The organism is Jiulongibacter sediminis, assembly GCF_001306455.1.
Classification (GTDB): Bacteria; Bacteroidota; Bacteroidia; order Cytophagales; family Spirosomataceae; genus Jiulongibacter; species Jiulongibacter sediminis.
Genome location: NZ_LGTQ01000006.1, coordinates 98,593 through 114,769, shown reverse-complemented (window position 1 = coordinate 114,769; position 16,177 = coordinate 98,593). Strand labels below are relative to the sequence as shown.

Sequence of the window (16,177 nt, the reverse complement as noted above, 5' to 3'; positions counted from 1 at the left end):
CTTATGTTGGATTGCTCAAAACATTAACTAAAGATGGGCTTAAAAAATTCTCTTTCTGATTTATTCAAGCTTGGTGAGATCAAGGACAGTGTGATCAAGCTTATTGAGGCGAAATTTGAGTTGAAAAAACTGGAAATTCAGGAGAAAATTGAACGGGCTGTAGCGGATGCCGTATTCCGCTTCATCTTTTTGGTATTAGCCTCGGTAGCCATGGTTTTTCTCCTCATGATTGCCGCCTGGGGGCTGAATCAATGGCTGGGAACTCCTTGGGGATATGTTATTATTTTTGCCGTTCTTTTGATATCTCTGGCAATTATATATTCCAAAAGAGATACTATTAAAACAGCGATCCGGGAGGTCATCCAGAAAGAAATGGATGCAATGGATAGTTAGGTTGGGCCCAAGGGTGTTTCCATTTTCTACGATACAGGCCTCGAAGGTTTCCAAAACTAATCAAGTTCTACGATATACGAAACCCCAAAGGTCTTCAAGAACTTCGGGGTTTAATATTATCGACGAATACGTTTACTCCTTTATTTCCTTCTTTCCCCACCAGCTGGCGAGTAGAGAGCCGGTAACGTTCATCAGCGGTCCGAATATGGCTGAAGCCAGTCCGACGGTTGCCACTTTGCCCATTTCTACGGCCAGTGCAGATGCCAAGCCGCCGTTTTGCATGCCTACTTCAATGGAAATAGTTCGGCTGTCGCGTTCGTCCATGCCTATTCCGCGGGCGGCGAAATAACCGAAAACGTAACCACCGACATTATGAATCAAAACGGCTAGAAACAAAATGGCTCCTACGGTAGAGAGTGAGTCATGACCTGCAGCGGTAACGGTTCCTATTACATAGGCGATACCGGCCATAGAGAACAGCGGTAAAATCTTTTTGATGGAGGCTACAAATTTTGGTGTATAGCGGTTTAAAAGAAAACCAAAAGCTACCGGAATGATCACCATTTTACACATACTCCACATCATGCCCAGAAAGTCAACGTCAATGAACTCACCACCCAGATATTGCATCAATGTAGGAGTCATAATCGGAGCCAGCATGGTAGCGAAAGTAGTCAGCGTAATTGATAAGGCAACATTGGCTTTTGCCAACATGGCTATTACATTAGAAGCCAAACCACTCGGGCTACTACCAATTAAGATAATACCAGCAGCGATTTCAGGCGGAAATCCAAAGGCATAGGCAATTCCAAAGCCCCAGAAAGGCATAACCAAAAACTGCAAAACTACTCCTATGATTACCTTTTTTGGTGTTTTTACGATACCCACGAAATCATTGAGAGTAATGGTGGTGCCCATACCAAACATAATAATCTGTAAGACGGGGGTAATGAGTGAAGTAAGTTTTACATCGCCTACTTCAATGAAGTATTGTGGGAAATTGTACGTAATAATCACCACCAGAATAATGACGATGGTGTAAATGTTATTTCTCATTGGTCAGGGTTAAATTTCAATATGGTTGAGGTCTGAAACCAGGAAAAGCACCCGATTTCAGACCAATTTTATTCATTATTCAATGATTATCAAAAGAATTAGCTCCAGGTTCTGTCCCAGCTGTCAATTTCATTCCATTCTTCGGTTGGAGCAAAATAGAGTGTCCCGTCTTTGAGGTGCTCTTTGACTACTTTTTCGTTGAGATCAATACCCAGACCTGGCGTTTCCGGTACTTTGACGAAACCATCCTTGTAGATTGGCTTTTCAATGCCGGTTACCATGTCTTCCCACCAAGGAACGTCAAAACTATGATGCTCCAGAGCTACGAAATTCTCGGTAGCAGCAGCACAGTGCACGTTTGCCATGAAAGAAACCGGTGTGCCTGCAAAGTGCATGGCCATTGGAATTCCTCTTTCTTCAGCATAATCACCGATTTTTTTGGTTTCAATTAAACCTCCGGAACTCGCCAGGTCAGGTTGTACCATGTCCACTGCACGGGCGTCGATTAACTTGATAAACTCTTCTTTCAGGAAGATATCCTCCCCTGTTAGTGTTGGAGTATTTACAGCTTCTGTGATTTGCTTCCACTGATCTGTGTAAAACCACGGAACCATATCTTCAAGCCAGGCCAGGCGATATTTCTCAATAGCGTTTGCAAGTCTGATAGCGGTATTTACTCCAAAATGCCCGAAATGATCAGCCGCGAGAGGTACCTCATAGCCCACAGACTTTCTAACTTCATGTACGAAATTGGCCATGATCTCAATTCCTTCATCGGTAATTTGAATTCCGCTGAAAGGGTGCTTGGTTTGCGAGTAGCTTCTGGCGTTTCCTTTCATTTTCGGTGGATCTCCCCATTGACGAGTGTAGTCAGTGTTTAATCCTCCCACAACGGTATGTGGATGGTTTTTCAACAGACCAACACCAAAGTCCATTTTCAGGAAGGTCAGTCCCAGGTCTTGTCGCTCCTTCATTTTTTTCGCAAACTCTACCGGATCAGGAAGCGTAGGAGTATCGCCATAAATTCTTACATAGTCGCGGTACTTGCCTCCCAACATTTGATAGGCCGGCACGCCATAGGCTTTGCCGGCCAGGTCCATAAGGGCCATTTCTACACCACAAACACCCCCGGCAGCACGGCCGTGGCCACCAAACTGTTTGATGTCTTTGAAAAGCATTTCAGGGGTACACGGGTTTTTGCCGAGCAATCTGCTTTTTAGGAATAATCCGTACTTCGCTGAAGCTCCATCCCTGATTTCACCATATCCACTGATGCCTTGGTTGGTATCAATTCTAATGATCGGGCAGGTCATTGGGGCTCTTACAACAGTCGCAATTCTGAGGTCAGTAATTTTGAGATCAGAAGGACTACTGGAGCGTTTAACTTTTTGAGAAAGAAATTCTACCTCTTTTGCCGGGTTACCGTTAAACATCATTCCCAACGAGAGTCCACCAAGTGCCGATTTTCTTAGAAAGTCCCGGCGATTATCACCGGTAGCGTTGTGTTCTTTAAGCATCTGCTCACCCTTTTCAGTGAGCTCCGGTTTTACAGGGATTTCCCCTTTATATTTTAATCTGTCAAAAATGTTCTTGTTCATTTTTCAATAGGTTTATTGGTTGAATTTTATTAGTTCAATTGGCTTATAATCAAGTGTATAATGGATTTTCGTGATAAAAAAATCACCAGTTTCTTTCCTTCATATAATCATCAAATTCTTTTGGTGTCATTTGAAGTTTTTCAGGGTGAGCTTTTATCCAGGCTAAGAAATCCTGCTTAATGTTGTCAGTCCATCGGCGATCAATTTCTCCCGGAGTATATTTCCCTTCACGAAGTCGCATATGTCCAAACTCATCACGTAAAGCGACAAATTCGGCGTTCATAATCAGGTCCTGAGCATACATAGCAGGTATGAAAATGACGCCTTCTTTTTTGCCCAAAACCAGATCGCCGGGCATTACCGTGGCTCTGCCAATTCTGATAGGGCAGTTAATACAGGTCATCATCATTCCCTGAATATAACTTGGGTCAAGCCCGCGGACGAAACCGGTAAAACCTTTAATTCTTTCCAGTCCTTCCACATCACGGGCTCCGGCATCAAATACTACTCCGGTTCCAGATTTTGCATAAATGGCGTTACCAAGATTATCACCGATAAGTGTACCATCTACCACTTTCCCGAAACCATCTGCCACATAAACGTCGCCATGAGTAAGTACATCAATAGGCCAGGAGTTTGGAGCTCCTATACGACCCTCCGCTTCTCCCTGAGCTTTTATTTTTTCATCGACATCTGGTCTTAATGGCATGTATTGAGAGGTAACTGCTCTACCGACTAGCACTCCGTCGCCAATAATTGTCCAGCCCGCGTCAAACTGGTTATGGTAGCCTTTGTTTCGTAGGAAACCCCAGGCTTCTTCAATGGAGATATTTGCAAGTCGTTTAATCAGGTTATCCGAGATCATAGGCCGGCCGTCGGCAGATCGCGGACCTGTATAACCTTCGGAGTAGGCTTTAATTTGTTCTGGAGTCCACTCTATTTGTTGAGCTGAAGCAATTGCCGAGCTGCAGAACAGCACGGTTAATAATTGAATAATTTTTCTTTTCATTGGGTTGAAATCTTGATTGAGATGTAAGCTTAAATTCAGCAAAAAAAGGGAATCAATTGGATAGAATAGTCTAGCGATTAGATTGAATCGACCAAAAAAGGCCACCTTTTGAACGTAGGTGGCCTTTAGTGATTTACAGGTCATTTACTATTTATCCCACCATACTTTCGTATCAAGGTTATCTGCCCCCTGTCTTGAGATTGCAGCCTGAACATTCTCTGAATTTACAGAGATTTCAGAGTTCGGATACGTAATCCTGTTGATGAAATCTCCAGAGATATCTTTCAGCGGGAAAGGGTTTGGTGCAAGGTTAGGATAGCCTGTTCTTCTGAAGTTCGCGAATGCTTCCGGTCCGTTCATAAGAGAGGCAATCCAATACTGGGTTCCGATATCGGCCATTGCGTTTGAGCTCAAAGGATTGGCATCAAGAAAAGCCTGAATATCAGCCTCCGCAATTGCAGAGCTTTCACCATAAGAAGCCATTTGCTCCATGTGGGCTCTTATTCCACGGGCATAATAGCCGGCTGCATCACCACTTGTCCATCCTCTTGAGGCAGCCTCAGCAAGAAGAAGTTGTGTTTGAGCATACGTTAAGAAGTACATTGGAGCTGTATTTTTAGCGATACGCGTTCTATCAAGCTGAGAATAGGCATAGAAACTGGCTAGTCCATCCGCATTTGCTGCGGCTACTGCTCCGGCGTTATCATTACCCATCGGTATTCCTATTTGTACTGAAGGGTCACGATTGGCTACGGCTTCGGTTTGACCTGAACCTGAAGCGGCTCCCACGTATCTGACAGCAATGGCAGCCAGCCTTGGGTCATTGGTATTGTTCAGCTGATCAATAAAAGGCTTAGGAATAAAGAAGTTATTTGCCTCAGTTGAGTTTAACATTCCACCAATAGGGTTTTGGTAATTGGCATCATGTCTCAGGACAAAATTGTCGTCATTCGATGTCATCAGTCCACCAGAAACAGCATCTGAAACAGCGGCCTGAGCAGCTGTTGGGTTAGCCTCGCTTAAACGCATACCGGCTCTCAGAAGCAATGAGTAACCCAGTTTTTTCCATTTGGCAACATCTCCACCATACAAGATTTCAGCACCCTCTACTCTGCCACTCGTGCTCAAGGCTGCGGAGGCTTCTTTGAGTTCTTTGATGATATCCTGATAGATAACTTCCTGGCTGTCATACTTTGGTAAAACAACCCCATCGGTAAAGCCAATACCAGCTTCAGAATAAGGGATGTCTCCATATCTGTCAGTTAAAACCATAAAGGCATGAGCCTGAACGATACGTGCCATTTGTAGCAAGTTATTACGGTTCCCGGCCTCTGAAGTCTGAAGAATAACATCCTTGGAGTTACGTATAACATTTTGATAATACTGTGGCCATAGTTGCCCAAAAACAGTGCGGTTTTCCTGATTGAAATTTGCACCGGTCAATACCCCGGAGTTCGGTGAAATTACCTGCTGTACCACACCCATATCAAACACTGCAGTCTCTGTGGGGTATGAGGTACTGATCAGGGCCTGATTGAGAATAAAGACGGGGTCAATAGCCGTTACCGCAATACTGTTCGTATTCAGCTCATCAAAACCATCATCACAAGATGACACTGTAATGACACCTACGGCCAGAAATATATATTTTAGTATTCTTTTCATTTTATTTCTCGATTAGAATTTAACATTTAGGTTAAAGCCAAGGCTTCTTGTAGTGGGTACACCTGTAGACTCCAGACCAACGATGTTATCTGAAGTATAGCCAAATGAATCAGGGTCAATATTTGGCACCCATTTTTTCAACATCGCTACATTATTGGCGACAATGCTCAGCTTAACGGAGTTAATCGGTACGTTTTCAGGTATGTGCTTTGTAAAGTCATACCCAGCGGTAATTTGACGTAATTTCCAGAAGCCTGCATTATAAATAATAGGCTCTACCAAAGCCTGAGAGCGAATAACCTCCCAGTATCTCTGAGATTCGGCAGCTACTGTATTTGGCTCCCCTGATTCGTTAACTCCTTCACCAATTACACCGGTGTCTCTACCTGGTAGGGTCTGCTTATGAAGTCCGTGACGAGTCAGGTTAAAGTTGGTTCCTGACATCATATTTCCACCCAGTTTGAAGTCGATCAAAGCAGAAACACTCACACCTTTATAGTTTAAGGCGTTGTTGATACCACCAATCCAGTTAGGAAGAGCAGAACCGAAACTAATCAGATCCGGAGTTCTTAACGGAATTCCGTTAGCTCCGAAAATCATGCGTCCCTGATCATCTCTGCGGAAACCAAAGCCGTAAAGCTGACCAAGTTCCTCACCTACTACCTGACGAAGTTCACCGTTGAAAACGTGAGTGCCAGTGGTAATTCTTTCACCAGGAGTATCAGTCAAAAGACTAAGAAGTTTGGTTTTATTGTAAGTTCCATTAAATGTAATATCCCATCTGAAATCAGCGGTTCTTACAGGATTAATAGAAAGTAACCATTCTGCACCTCTGGTTTGACTTTCACCGCTGTTAATCAATGTGGTGGTAAAGCCTGAAGCGTCTGAAATCTGAGCAGATACAATCTGATCTGATGTAAGTTTCTCATAGACTGCGAAGTCAAGTCCTACCCGGTTTTGGAAGAGTTTCAATTCTAAACCAGCCTCTTTTTCGGCCACCCTCATTGGCTTAAGGTTAGCGTTTGGCACGGTACCACCCTGAGAAGAACCTACCGGCTGACCATTAAACAAGTTAGCATTGATGCCATAGAAAAGAGCGTTTGAGTACGGAGATACATCGGTATCTGAACCCACTTCGGCATAAGCCAAACGAAGTTTACCAAAAGAGAGCCATGAAGGAGCAGAATTCATAGCTTGTGAGAATACAAAGCTACCCGAAACTGAAGGGTAAAGAATACTTCTGTTTGCCGGAGACAGGGTTGAGAACCAGTCGTTTCTGGCGGTACCATTTACAAAAAGGAATCCTTTGTATGACAATTCTGCCGCACCATAAACTGAGTTGACAGCTCTTTCTGAAAGAGCATAGAACGGATCCTTCACACGTCCATTGGCAATGGTGTATAGGTCTCTTACCACAAAGTCAGTTACCTGAGCAGAGTTAAGGTCTGATCGACGATACATTTGGTTACCTCCAAGGTTTACGTCAAGACCAATATCGCCAAACTCACGGCTTGCAGAGATTAAGATATCTTTATTAAGCTCTCTGAATCTTCTTGATTCCTGAGTGTAAACCCCGTTTACGAAACCTGCTGGTGCCGGACCTCTTGAAGCCTGGCCTGTTGGGAAGTTGTTATAGTCATCGTCTCTTGACCAGTAATCCTGACCGACACGTGCCTGAACAAACATCCAATCTGTCAGATTGTATTTCAAAGCTATATTTCCGAAAATACGATCTCTACGCACGTTACGGAATTGCTCTGCAAGTGTAAAGTAAGGGTTCGTACGGTTTCTGAAGCGGGAGTACACGAACTCGTTTCCGTTAGCGTCGTATTTCTTTTCATCAAGTAAATCCCATGGCATTGAGTTGGCCATGATGGCTACTGAAGTCGGAATCGAGTTGTCCTGGTTAGCAATATTCGGCGGATTTTTATTGTACTCGTTTGAGTAGTTGATATTGGCCGAAACATTAAACTTCTTTGACAAATCATAAGCTACACCCAGGTTGATGGTTTTACGATTGAAAGAGTTATTTGGCACAATACCTTTACTATCAAGGTTTGAGATTGAAAGGTTAAAACCACCTTTAGCATCAGCACCTGAAAGAGATAAGGTGTTTGTCCAGTTCTGACCATTTCTGTAGAAAATATCATAGCGGTTACGAATTGGCTCATAAGGTACTGTTACACCATCAAAAAGTACTTGTGTCATTCCTGGCTCAAATTTCTCACCAAAAGACCACTGACCAGAGGTAGGGTTTGCCGATGTTGGTCTTACGCCGTTCTCGCCTTGTCCGTACTCATATTGATAATCGGTAAAGTCAAGAGGTTGCTCATTTGTATAGTTGGTATTAAAAGTAACACCAATGCCTTTGCCTTCGCCTTTGGTTTTGGTGGTAATCATGATAACGCCATCCTTGGCACGAGAACCATAAAGGGCAGCTGCGGTAGCACCTTTAAGAATGGTCATGCTTTCGATATCATCCGGGTTTACGGAACTAAGACCATCACCACCGTCAGAGAACACACCTCCACCGCGTACGCCAATAGAGTTGTCTGATCCCTGATTGTTCTGATTTGTACCGAAGTTTGTATTATCAATAGGAACACCATTAATTACAATAAGTGGTGAGTTTTGACCTGAAATAGAAGACTGACCACGAATTCTGATTTTGGAGCTACCGCCCGGTCCTGTCCCTAATGATTGAACATTCACCCCTGCAACTTTACCCTGCAAGGCGTTCATAAAGTTAGGTTGCCTGTTTTCTGTTAGGGCTTCAGAGTTTACAGTAGATGTAGCATAGCCAAGTTTCTTTGCGTCTTTCTTAATTCCCAGAGCAGTTACGACTACTTCTTCAAGACTTTGGGAGTCTTCTTCCAGACTAATATTTATGGTACTTCGGTTCCCTATTTGAGTTTCTTGCGAAACGAAGCCTACAAAGCTGAAAACCAATGTAGAACCGGAGTTCGCATTAAGGGTGTATTGGCCGTTTGCATCAGTAGATGTTCCCTGAGTAGTTCCTTTCACAAGAACCGTAACTCCGGGAAGCGGAGAGCTGTCTTTAGCGGCCCTGACGGTACCGCTGATTTGTTGGGCTATGGAGCTAAAACCTAGCAACATAATGCCCAATAAAATGGGTAATTTAATTTTCATATTTCAATAGTTTAAGGTTGAATAAATTAGAAATGGTCAGGCCAAAGATTCTGATTTATGAGTGGATATACTTTCAAATTCATTCGACGAAAGATTTTGTAATTGCTTGAAGTAGAGCAAGTTTTGTATACCAACCATTTTGAAATAATATGCCACCGAAAACCTTCCTGAAGGGAAGCAGTCCTATATTGGATAGCCTCCCGTTTCTACACGGCCTTGAAAGTTTAAGACATAAGGCGAACCTCTGTGCCGAAGAAATCAACACCACTATTACAGAACTTACGTTTATATATATACGTGAAGGAAAATTCACATGGAAAATCAACGGAAAGAGCTTTATCTTACTTACAGAAGACCTTCTGTTTCTCAGACCTGGTGATACTTTTTGTACCCACAAAAGAATGTTGGAACAGGGGCAGTTACAGACCCTTCATTTAGAAGGAGAATGCCTGCAGGATTATCTTGACCTTTACAGCCAGATGGAGGCTTCTGATCGGTCTCTTATCTGCTCCATTTTTCAAACACCCGAGCCTGCGGTGGTGCAGGGTTTTAAAAGTGGAAAGTTTATTTTTGATAATCTGATACATGAGCTTGAAGATCATGAGCTTGGTTATAAGACGAGAATTCTCGGTCTAATTGATGAACTTTTGATTTCTTCGGCCCGGTCGGTAACTTCTCAGGCCGTAAACCCTCACGATTTCCCGAGTTTGTTTGAAAAACTTGATACCAGATTAAGAGAAAACCTCTCTCATCCCTGGACGGTAAAAGAAATGGCTTCCGGTGTTGGGCTTCGTGCCACCGCTTTTACAGAGAAGCTGAAATTTTTCACGGGTTTTGCCCCGTTACAGTACCTGATAAACCTTCGGGTTTCAGAGTCTATGAACCAGCTTGGAGGTACAAATCACTCCTTGACCCAAATCGCCCTCGAAACCGGCTTTTACAGTTCTCAGCACTTTTCATCAACCTTTAAAAAGGTTACGGGTTATTCACCCAGTAAGTTCAGGCTGAAGAAGCATCGGAAAATGTTAAAAAAGCAGGCCTGATTTTTCCCTTTTACTGATCTGCTCCTTAAATTGTTTGCCAAACTAAAAACTCCTAACCCTAAACCATGAAAGAAAGACTTGTATCCGTTGATGTCTTCAGGGGCCTCACCATTATGTTGATGACCATCGTCAATAACCCGGGCGACTGGGGAAATGTTTATGCACCATTATTGCACGCAGATTGGCATGGTTGCACACCAACCGATCTTGTTTTCCCGTTTTTCCTGTTTATTGTTGGTGTTTCTATTGTGTTGGCCTCGCCAAGTGAAGCTGGTCGTCAAACTAGTTTCTCCAAAATTGCCACCCGCTCTTTGCGGATTTTCGGGCTGGGTTTGTTTCTCAATTTCTTCTCAAAAATTCAGCTGTTTGGTTTGGAAGGCTATGCTCTTCTAACCGTCAGGTTATTGATCACGGCCGTGGTGGTTTGGCTTTTGTTGACAAAGTATGATCCGAAAAAACAGTTGATTGCGGCCATAGCCATCGTTGTTTTGATGTTTATTCTGGCCTACTCTACTGAAATGTTCAGTGATGTTCGTATCCCGGGTGTATTACAACGTATCGCTCTGGTTTATTTTGTGGTGGTCTTGCTTTACCAAAAAATGAGTCTGAAAGGGATGATCGCCATGGCAGCCGTGCTTTTGTTAGGGTATTGGGCCGCTATGGCCCTTATCCCCGTGGAAGGTATTACGGGCAACTTTGCGGCTGATGAAAATGTGGCAGCCATGATTGACCGCATTTTTCTGGAAGGGCACATGTGGAGCTCCAGTAAAACCTGGGATCCTGAAGGGCTTTTTAGCACCTTTCCGGCTATCGTAACTGGCATTTTGGGTGTTTTTGCAGGTTTAGCCATCACCGGAAAGTTTGGTCGTGAAAAGGGCTGGCGTTATTTGGTCTATGGTGGAGTCATTTCTGTGGCTTTAGGATTGGTGTGGCATACCATTTTCCCGATTAATAAAGCTTTGTGGACATCTTCGTATGTGCTTCTGGTAGGTGGACTGGCGGCACTTTGTTTGGCTTTGATACAGTATATTTCAGTGCTGGTTAAAGGCGAAAGTTGGACAAAACCATTTGTTATTTTCGGGGTAAACCCGATGCTGGTTTTCTTTTTCTCAGGCATTATTCCGAGGGTATTATCTGATATTAAAGTCGCAGGTCAGGGTCTGCAATCTTACATTTACGAACACATTCTTGGTTTTATTGGTGATCCAAAACTTCATTCGTTCAGCTGGGCCATTTTCTACCTGATCTTCTGGTTTTTGATTCTCGTATGGTTCTGGAGAAAGAAGATCATTGTGAAGGTTTAAATTGTTAAGCCATGAAATTGATTCCACTTTTCGTTTTTGCACTTTTTCCATTTATGACCAGGTCACAAACCAATTTGCTTGAAAACCCACAGATACATTTTCATCTGTGGAAAACGGATAGTTTCTCAAAATGGCAGGTTAAAGACGGAATTTTATTCACTACAGGAGGAAATGCTGATCTGGTCACCAATCAAATGTATGGCGACTTCAGCTTTGAATTTGAGTACAAACTGAACGAAGGAGGCAATAGCGGAGTAATTTATAAGGTCATAGAAGATCCTCAAGATGAGGCCCTTTTTAAAACCCATGCCTCCGGGCCGGAATATCAAATATTGGACGACATTGGTTATCCCGGTAAAGTGGAAGACTATCAAAAATGCGGGTCAAATTACGGGCTTAATGCTCCTTCGGTGAAGAACCTTTCAAAACCTGCCGGTGAATGGAATAGCGGGAAAATTGAAGTGCGGGGAGATCAGGTGAGACATTGGTTGAACGGGGAGTTGATTGTGGAATATACCTATGGCGATGAAGCCTGGAAGAAAGCCGTGGCAGAAACCAAGTTTGCTGAGTGGCCCTATGCCGCTCCGCATCATGAAGGTCATATTGCTTTGCAAGATCATGGAGACCCGGTTTGGTTCAGGAAGCTGGTGGTGACAGAGCTATAATCAACTGGCCAAAACTCCCATCTTTTCTATCAGAGGAATTGGCTCAAGAGCATCTTCACTGATCGAATTTTGGGGAACGATAAACGTCTTTTCCATCATTCGATTTCCTTCAAAGAAAGAGATATTGAACTCATTATTGAGTTTGAAAAGCTCGGGCTGAATCAGCTCAATTTTGGCAAAGGATTTGGCAGGCAGCATGTCAATTTTCTTTCGCATCAAAGAGGTTTTGTCCTTCTCATCATAGCCATGAGAAACAATGATGACCATTTCAAGGCTTTCGTCTTTGTCATTGATAAGGTAGGCGTTCCAGTCTTCGCATTGAAACACTTCATTATATTCCTTAACCACAGCCAGATGAAGGTCCTTTACTTCAGGAATTTCTATGTCTTTTTTCATTTAAAAAGAATTTATTTTGTAGGGCAGATCGTCAATCAACAATATATTTTTGACGTAATCTCCATATGCCAAGATAGTATTTGTACCCCCTTTTGAGTAAACGGTCACTTCTTTAAGTTTACCTTTATCCCAGCTTAAATCAACCTCAAATCCTCCCCGGCAACGCAAGCCCTTCACTGAACCATTTTGCCAGGCTTCTGGCAGAGCGGGGAGCAGATAAATGTGACCTTCATCCGACTGCACCAACATTTCAGCCACGGCCGCTGTACCACCGAAATTACCATCAATCTGGAATGGCGGGTGAGCATCAAATAGGTTCGGGTAGGTGCCTCCGTGGCCCTCATTTCGGGGTCTAATGGCATCAGGTTTAACATAACGGAGCAATTCCCGGTACATTTTATAAGCGTGATTTCCGTCCTGAAGTCGGGCCCAAAGATTAATCCTCCAGCCTTTGCTCCATCCCGTGGTTTCGTCGCCTTTGATTTCCAGCGATTTTTGAGCGGCAGCAGCTAAAGCAGGGGTTTCTTTGATGGTAATATGTCGACCGGGATGAAGCCCATACAAATGCGACTGGTGCCGATGTTGAGGCTCGGCATCTTCCCAATCGTGATACCACTCCTGCAAATTGCCTTTTGCCCCTACTTTATAAGGTCTGAGTCTTATCAAGGCCTTCTCAATTTCAGTCCTGAAATCATTATTAATGTCCAGAGCTTCCATGCTCATGAGCAGATCCAAAAAAAGTTCTTTGATCATCGCGATATCTGCAAACGCTCCGTAAAGTGTAGCTCCTTTGTAGCCTTTATCGGTGATGTAAACATTTTCGGGAGAGGTGGATGGAGCCGTTACCAATGTGCCATCCGGTGCCTCTACCAGCATATCCAGGCAGAATTCGGCCGCTCCTTTCATCAGAGGATAGGCGTAATTTCGAAGCCACTCTTTATCCTGAGAAAACGTATAGTGTTCATATAAGTGAGCTGAAGCCCAGGCCCCGCCCATTGCCCAGTTGGCCCAAACAGGGTTTCCGTCCCCGAAATTGCCAACGGGGTTTGTCATGGCCCAGATGTCAGAATTGTGTGAGGCGGTCCACCCGTTTGCCTCATAAAAAGTTTCAGCCGAAATTTTACCCGTTTTCGAAACGTTGGCTATGAAAGAAAGAAACGAATCATGCATCTCCGGCAGATTGGTTGTTTCTGCCGGCCAGTAATTTTCTTCCACATTGATATTCATCGTGTAATTGCTACTCCATGGCGGCCGCATGTACGGATTCCAGAGGCCTTGCAAATTGGCTGGGATGCCTGTAGTTCTTGAGCTACTGATTAAAAGATACCTACCATATTGAAAATATAAGGTTTCCAGATAAGGGTCCCGGGCTCCTTTTTCATAGCGGAGAAGTCGGTCGTTAGTGGGTAGATCGCTAAGCTCATTTTTACCCAAATTGAGTTTTACTCGTCCATAAAGCTCCTGATAGTCGGCTAAATGAGCACTTTGAAGTTCGTTTGCGGTTTTTGATAACGCGTTCTGTAGTTGTTGAAGAGCAATCGTTTTTTCATCCAAACCCTCAGTAAACGGATCTTTGTCGAAACCGTTAAAACTGGTGGCAATACTCAAAAGTAAAACGGCTTCTTGTGCACCATTGATACTCAAAGTAGAGTCTGTTAAAACAACCTGGCCATCTGTTTCCTGAACCCCAATGATGCTGCTGAAACGGGTTCCGCCATCTTCTTCATAGACAATGGGATCTCTGTCAGAGTTATAATAGCTGGGATCAATGCGAACAGGAGCTTTGCCATTCATGTGCAAAAAATCTCCTTGAGAATTGACTGAATTTTTGAGTTGGCTTTTCAATTTTAGGGTAGCAAAAAAACCTTCTTTTGCATCCGTTTCTAGCTTCATCACCAACACTTTATCAGGATGAGAATAGTAATATTCACGACTGTAATGAGCTCCCTGATGTGTGTATTCTATCCTTACTTTAGCATCGTCAAGGTTAAGTTCACGATAATACTTTTCGGCTGGTTCGTGTCTGAAGTCAATGTAGAAATCACCCAGTGGAGCGTAAGACTGCGAAAAAGAGCCCTGTATAAAGTGCATTAAACTGTCGGCTGCCTTGTAGTTCTCGTTGGCCAGAGCTTCACGAACCAGTGGCATATATTTGAAGGCTTCCGGGTTCATGTAAGGGTCTACGGGCTCTCCAGCCCAAAGGCTGATATCATTCAGGTAAAGATGTTCGGTTGAGGCCCCTCCAAAAACGGTGACTCCGGAGCGGCCATTGCCCAATACCAAAGCTTCTTCAAAATGCTCAGCAGGTTCATCATACCAGAGCTTTAGCGGGTATTGCTGTGCTAAGCTTAGAAAAGGAAGAAAGAGGAAAAGGATTGATTTTTTCATGTAGAGGGTCTGAATGGAGCTGCAATTTAAGTAAAAGCTCCTTTTCCAGAGGCATCGTTAATATTTTGTAAATCTCTTGCGTAACTCAAAAGTTACGCGTTAGTTAGTGTAACTTTTGAGTTACATAAAAATGAGCAGAACAATTCAACATACTTTTTTCATTCCACAACCGCCCGAGGTGGTATGGGAATACCTGACAGATTCAGAGCTATTGAGCCAGTGGCTCATGAAGAATAGCTTCAAACCCAAGCTTGGGTACGAGTTTCAGTTTCACACCAAGCCTATGCCAAAGGTCGGTTTTGATGGCATTGTGTATTGTAAAGTGATAGAACTTAACAAGCCTCATAAACTTTCTTATACCTGGGTGGGAGGCATGCCGGGTAAGAAACCTAACCTGGATAGTGTGGTAACATGGACCCTGAAGGCCATTGAAGGCGGAACCGAGCTGTATTTGGAACACGCAGGATTCAGAGGCGTAAAAAATCTAATTGGTTATCTGGCCATGAACAGTGGATGGAAAAAAATCGGGAAAAGAATTCAGGAACTCATCGAAAATCAAAGCCATGGCAACTCCGCAACTTGATGCCTTCCAAGTCATCGCCGACCCGAGTCGAAGAAAGATCGTCAGTCTGCTTTCAGAAGAAGTATTGACCATAAACAGTTTGACAGAGCATTTTGAGATGAGTAGGCCGGCGGTCTCTAAACATATCAAAATTCTGGAGCAGGCAGGCTTTGTGAAAATTGAGAATCAGGGACGTGAACGTTATTGTCACCTTCATTCAGTTGGTTTTGAGGCTATCAAAGATTGGATCGGATATTATGATGATTTCTGGAAAGAGAAAATTAATAAATTGCAGAAACTCATAGAAACAAACGAAAGCGAATGAACGTAAAAGCGGCCTACAAAGAGTGGTCAAAACAATACGACTCCAACCGAAACCGCACCCGTGATGCCGAAGCATTGGTATTGAAAGAGCTTTTGGGAGATCTGACCTTCAATCATATTCTGGAAGTTGGCTGCGGAACGGGTAAGAATACTTCTTTTTTGCTCGAGAAAGCTGACGCAATGACGGCGGTAGATTTAAGTGAAGAAATGTTAGCGGTGGCAAAGGCCAAAATCACATCCGATTCTGTTCGTTTTGTTAATGCAGATATAACAGAAGATTGGAACTGTATTTCTCAAAAGGCAGATTTAATAACTTTCAGTCTGGTTTTAGAGCATATTGAAAATCTTGAGCCTGTTTTTCAAAAAGTGGCCAAAAACAGTGCCCCAAATGCCTTCATTTATATCGGTGAGCTTCACCCCTTTAAACAATATGGGGGTTCAAAGGCCCGATTTGAAACTGAGGAAGGAACTCAAGTGGTCAGCTGCTTTAATCACAACCTTTCTGATTTTACACGAGCTGCCGAAGCTTCTGGTTTGCAACTCGTGAAACTGACGGAGTATTTTTGATGAGAACGATCGCAAGAGTGTTCCGCGGATTCTGGGACTTCTTTTTCAGAAAATGCC

Annotated in this window: 14 protein-coding genes; 7 read left to right on the top strand and 7 right to left on the bottom strand. The window is 43.5% G+C overall.

All coding sequences use genetic code 11. The features are described from left to right. The first annotated feature begins 33 nt into the window (after positions 1–33). A complete protein-coding gene (locus AFM12_RS06325) occupies positions 34–393 on the top strand; it encodes a phage holin family protein (RefSeq protein ID WP_055145452.1) in 360 nt (119 codons plus the stop codon). 132 nt (positions 394–525) lie between these two features. Here the strand turns inward: AFM12_RS06325 and AFM12_RS06320 are convergent, their stop codons facing one another. From AFM12_RS06320 to AFM12_RS06300, 5 genes are all read right to left on the bottom strand, one after another. Then, positions 526–1,449, bottom strand: coding sequence for a bile acid:sodium symporter family protein (locus AFM12_RS06320; protein WP_055145449.1), 924 nt, complete (start codon positions 1,447–1,449; stop codon positions 526–528). A gap of 98 nt (positions 1,450–1,547) precedes the next feature. Further along, a complete protein-coding gene (locus AFM12_RS06315; RefSeq protein ID WP_055147764.1) occupies positions 1,548–2,966 on the bottom strand; it encodes a mandelate racemase/muconate lactonizing enzyme family protein in 1,419 nt (472 codons plus the stop codon). 163 nt (positions 2,967–3,129) lie between these two features. Next, complete coding sequence (locus AFM12_RS06310; protein ID WP_055147761.1) at positions 3,130–4,056, bottom strand: RraA family protein; 927 nt, start codon at positions 4,054–4,056, stop codon at positions 3,130–3,132. 147 nt (positions 4,057–4,203) lie between these two features. Then, on the bottom strand, positions 4,204–5,721 hold the full coding sequence (locus AFM12_RS06305; protein WP_055145445.1) for a SusD/RagB family nutrient-binding outer membrane lipoprotein: 1,518 nt from the start codon (positions 5,719–5,721) through the stop codon (positions 4,204–4,206). A 12-nt stretch (positions 5,722–5,733) separates the two neighbouring features. Further along, complete coding sequence (locus tag AFM12_RS06300) at positions 5,734–8,871, bottom strand: SusC/RagA family TonB-linked outer membrane protein (RefSeq protein WP_055145443.1); 3,138 nt, start codon at positions 8,869–8,871, stop codon at positions 5,734–5,736. Positions 8,872–9,020: 149 nt separating this feature from the next. Here AFM12_RS06300 and AFM12_RS06295 point away from each other — a divergent pair, with 149 nt between their 5' ends. The 3 genes from AFM12_RS06295 (at position 9,021) to AFM12_RS06285 (ending at position 11,883) form a co-directional block, all read left to right on the top strand. Next, a complete protein-coding gene (locus tag AFM12_RS06295) occupies positions 9,021–9,914 on the top strand; it encodes a helix-turn-helix transcriptional regulator (protein WP_055145440.1) in 894 nt (297 codons plus the stop codon). Between the two features lie 65 nt (positions 9,915–9,979). After that, positions 9,980–11,218, top strand: coding sequence for an acyltransferase family protein (locus AFM12_RS06290; RefSeq protein ID WP_055145437.1), 1,239 nt, complete (start codon positions 9,980–9,982; stop codon positions 11,216–11,218). 11 nt (positions 11,219–11,229) lie between these two features. Further along, the gene (locus tag AFM12_RS06285) at positions 11,230–11,883 is read left to right on the top strand and encodes a 3-keto-disaccharide hydrolase (protein WP_055145434.1); all 654 of its coding nucleotides are present in this window, start codon (positions 11,230–11,232) and stop codon (positions 11,881–11,883) included. On the opposite strand, the gene AFM12_RS06280 is transcribed toward AFM12_RS06285, so the two are convergent. Both AFM12_RS06280 and AFM12_RS06275 read right to left on the bottom strand, forming a co-directional pair. Then, a complete protein-coding gene (locus AFM12_RS06280; RefSeq protein WP_055145431.1) occupies positions 11,884–12,279 on the bottom strand; it encodes a hypothetical protein in 396 nt (131 codons plus the stop codon). It lies immediately after the preceding gene. After that, the gene (locus tag AFM12_RS06275; protein WP_055145428.1) at positions 12,280–14,667 is read right to left on the bottom strand and encodes a glycoside hydrolase family 95 protein; all 2,388 of its coding nucleotides are present in this window, start codon (positions 14,665–14,667) and stop codon (positions 12,280–12,282) included. A gap of 130 nt (positions 14,668–14,797) precedes the next feature. On the opposite strand from AFM12_RS06275, the gene AFM12_RS06270 reads away from it, so the two are divergent. From AFM12_RS06270 to AFM12_RS06260, 3 genes are read left to right on the top strand one after another with little or no spacing between them, the layout of a single operon-like run. Beyond that, on the top strand, positions 14,798–15,250 hold the full coding sequence (locus tag AFM12_RS06270; RefSeq protein WP_055145425.1) for an SRPBCC family protein: 453 nt from the start codon (positions 14,798–14,800) through the stop codon (positions 15,248–15,250). Next, complete coding sequence (locus AFM12_RS06265; RefSeq protein ID WP_055145422.1) at positions 15,231–15,554, top strand: ArsR/SmtB family transcription factor; 324 nt, start codon at positions 15,231–15,233, stop codon at positions 15,552–15,554. Before AFM12_RS06270 ends, AFM12_RS06265 begins: the two co-directional genes overlap by 20 nt. Beyond that, complete coding sequence (locus tag AFM12_RS06260) at positions 15,551–16,120, top strand: class I SAM-dependent DNA methyltransferase (protein WP_229308468.1); 570 nt, start codon at positions 15,551–15,553, stop codon at positions 16,118–16,120. The genes AFM12_RS06265 and AFM12_RS06260 overlap by 4 nt, the downstream gene beginning before the upstream one ends. Positions 16,121–16,177: the final 57 nt, after the last annotated feature.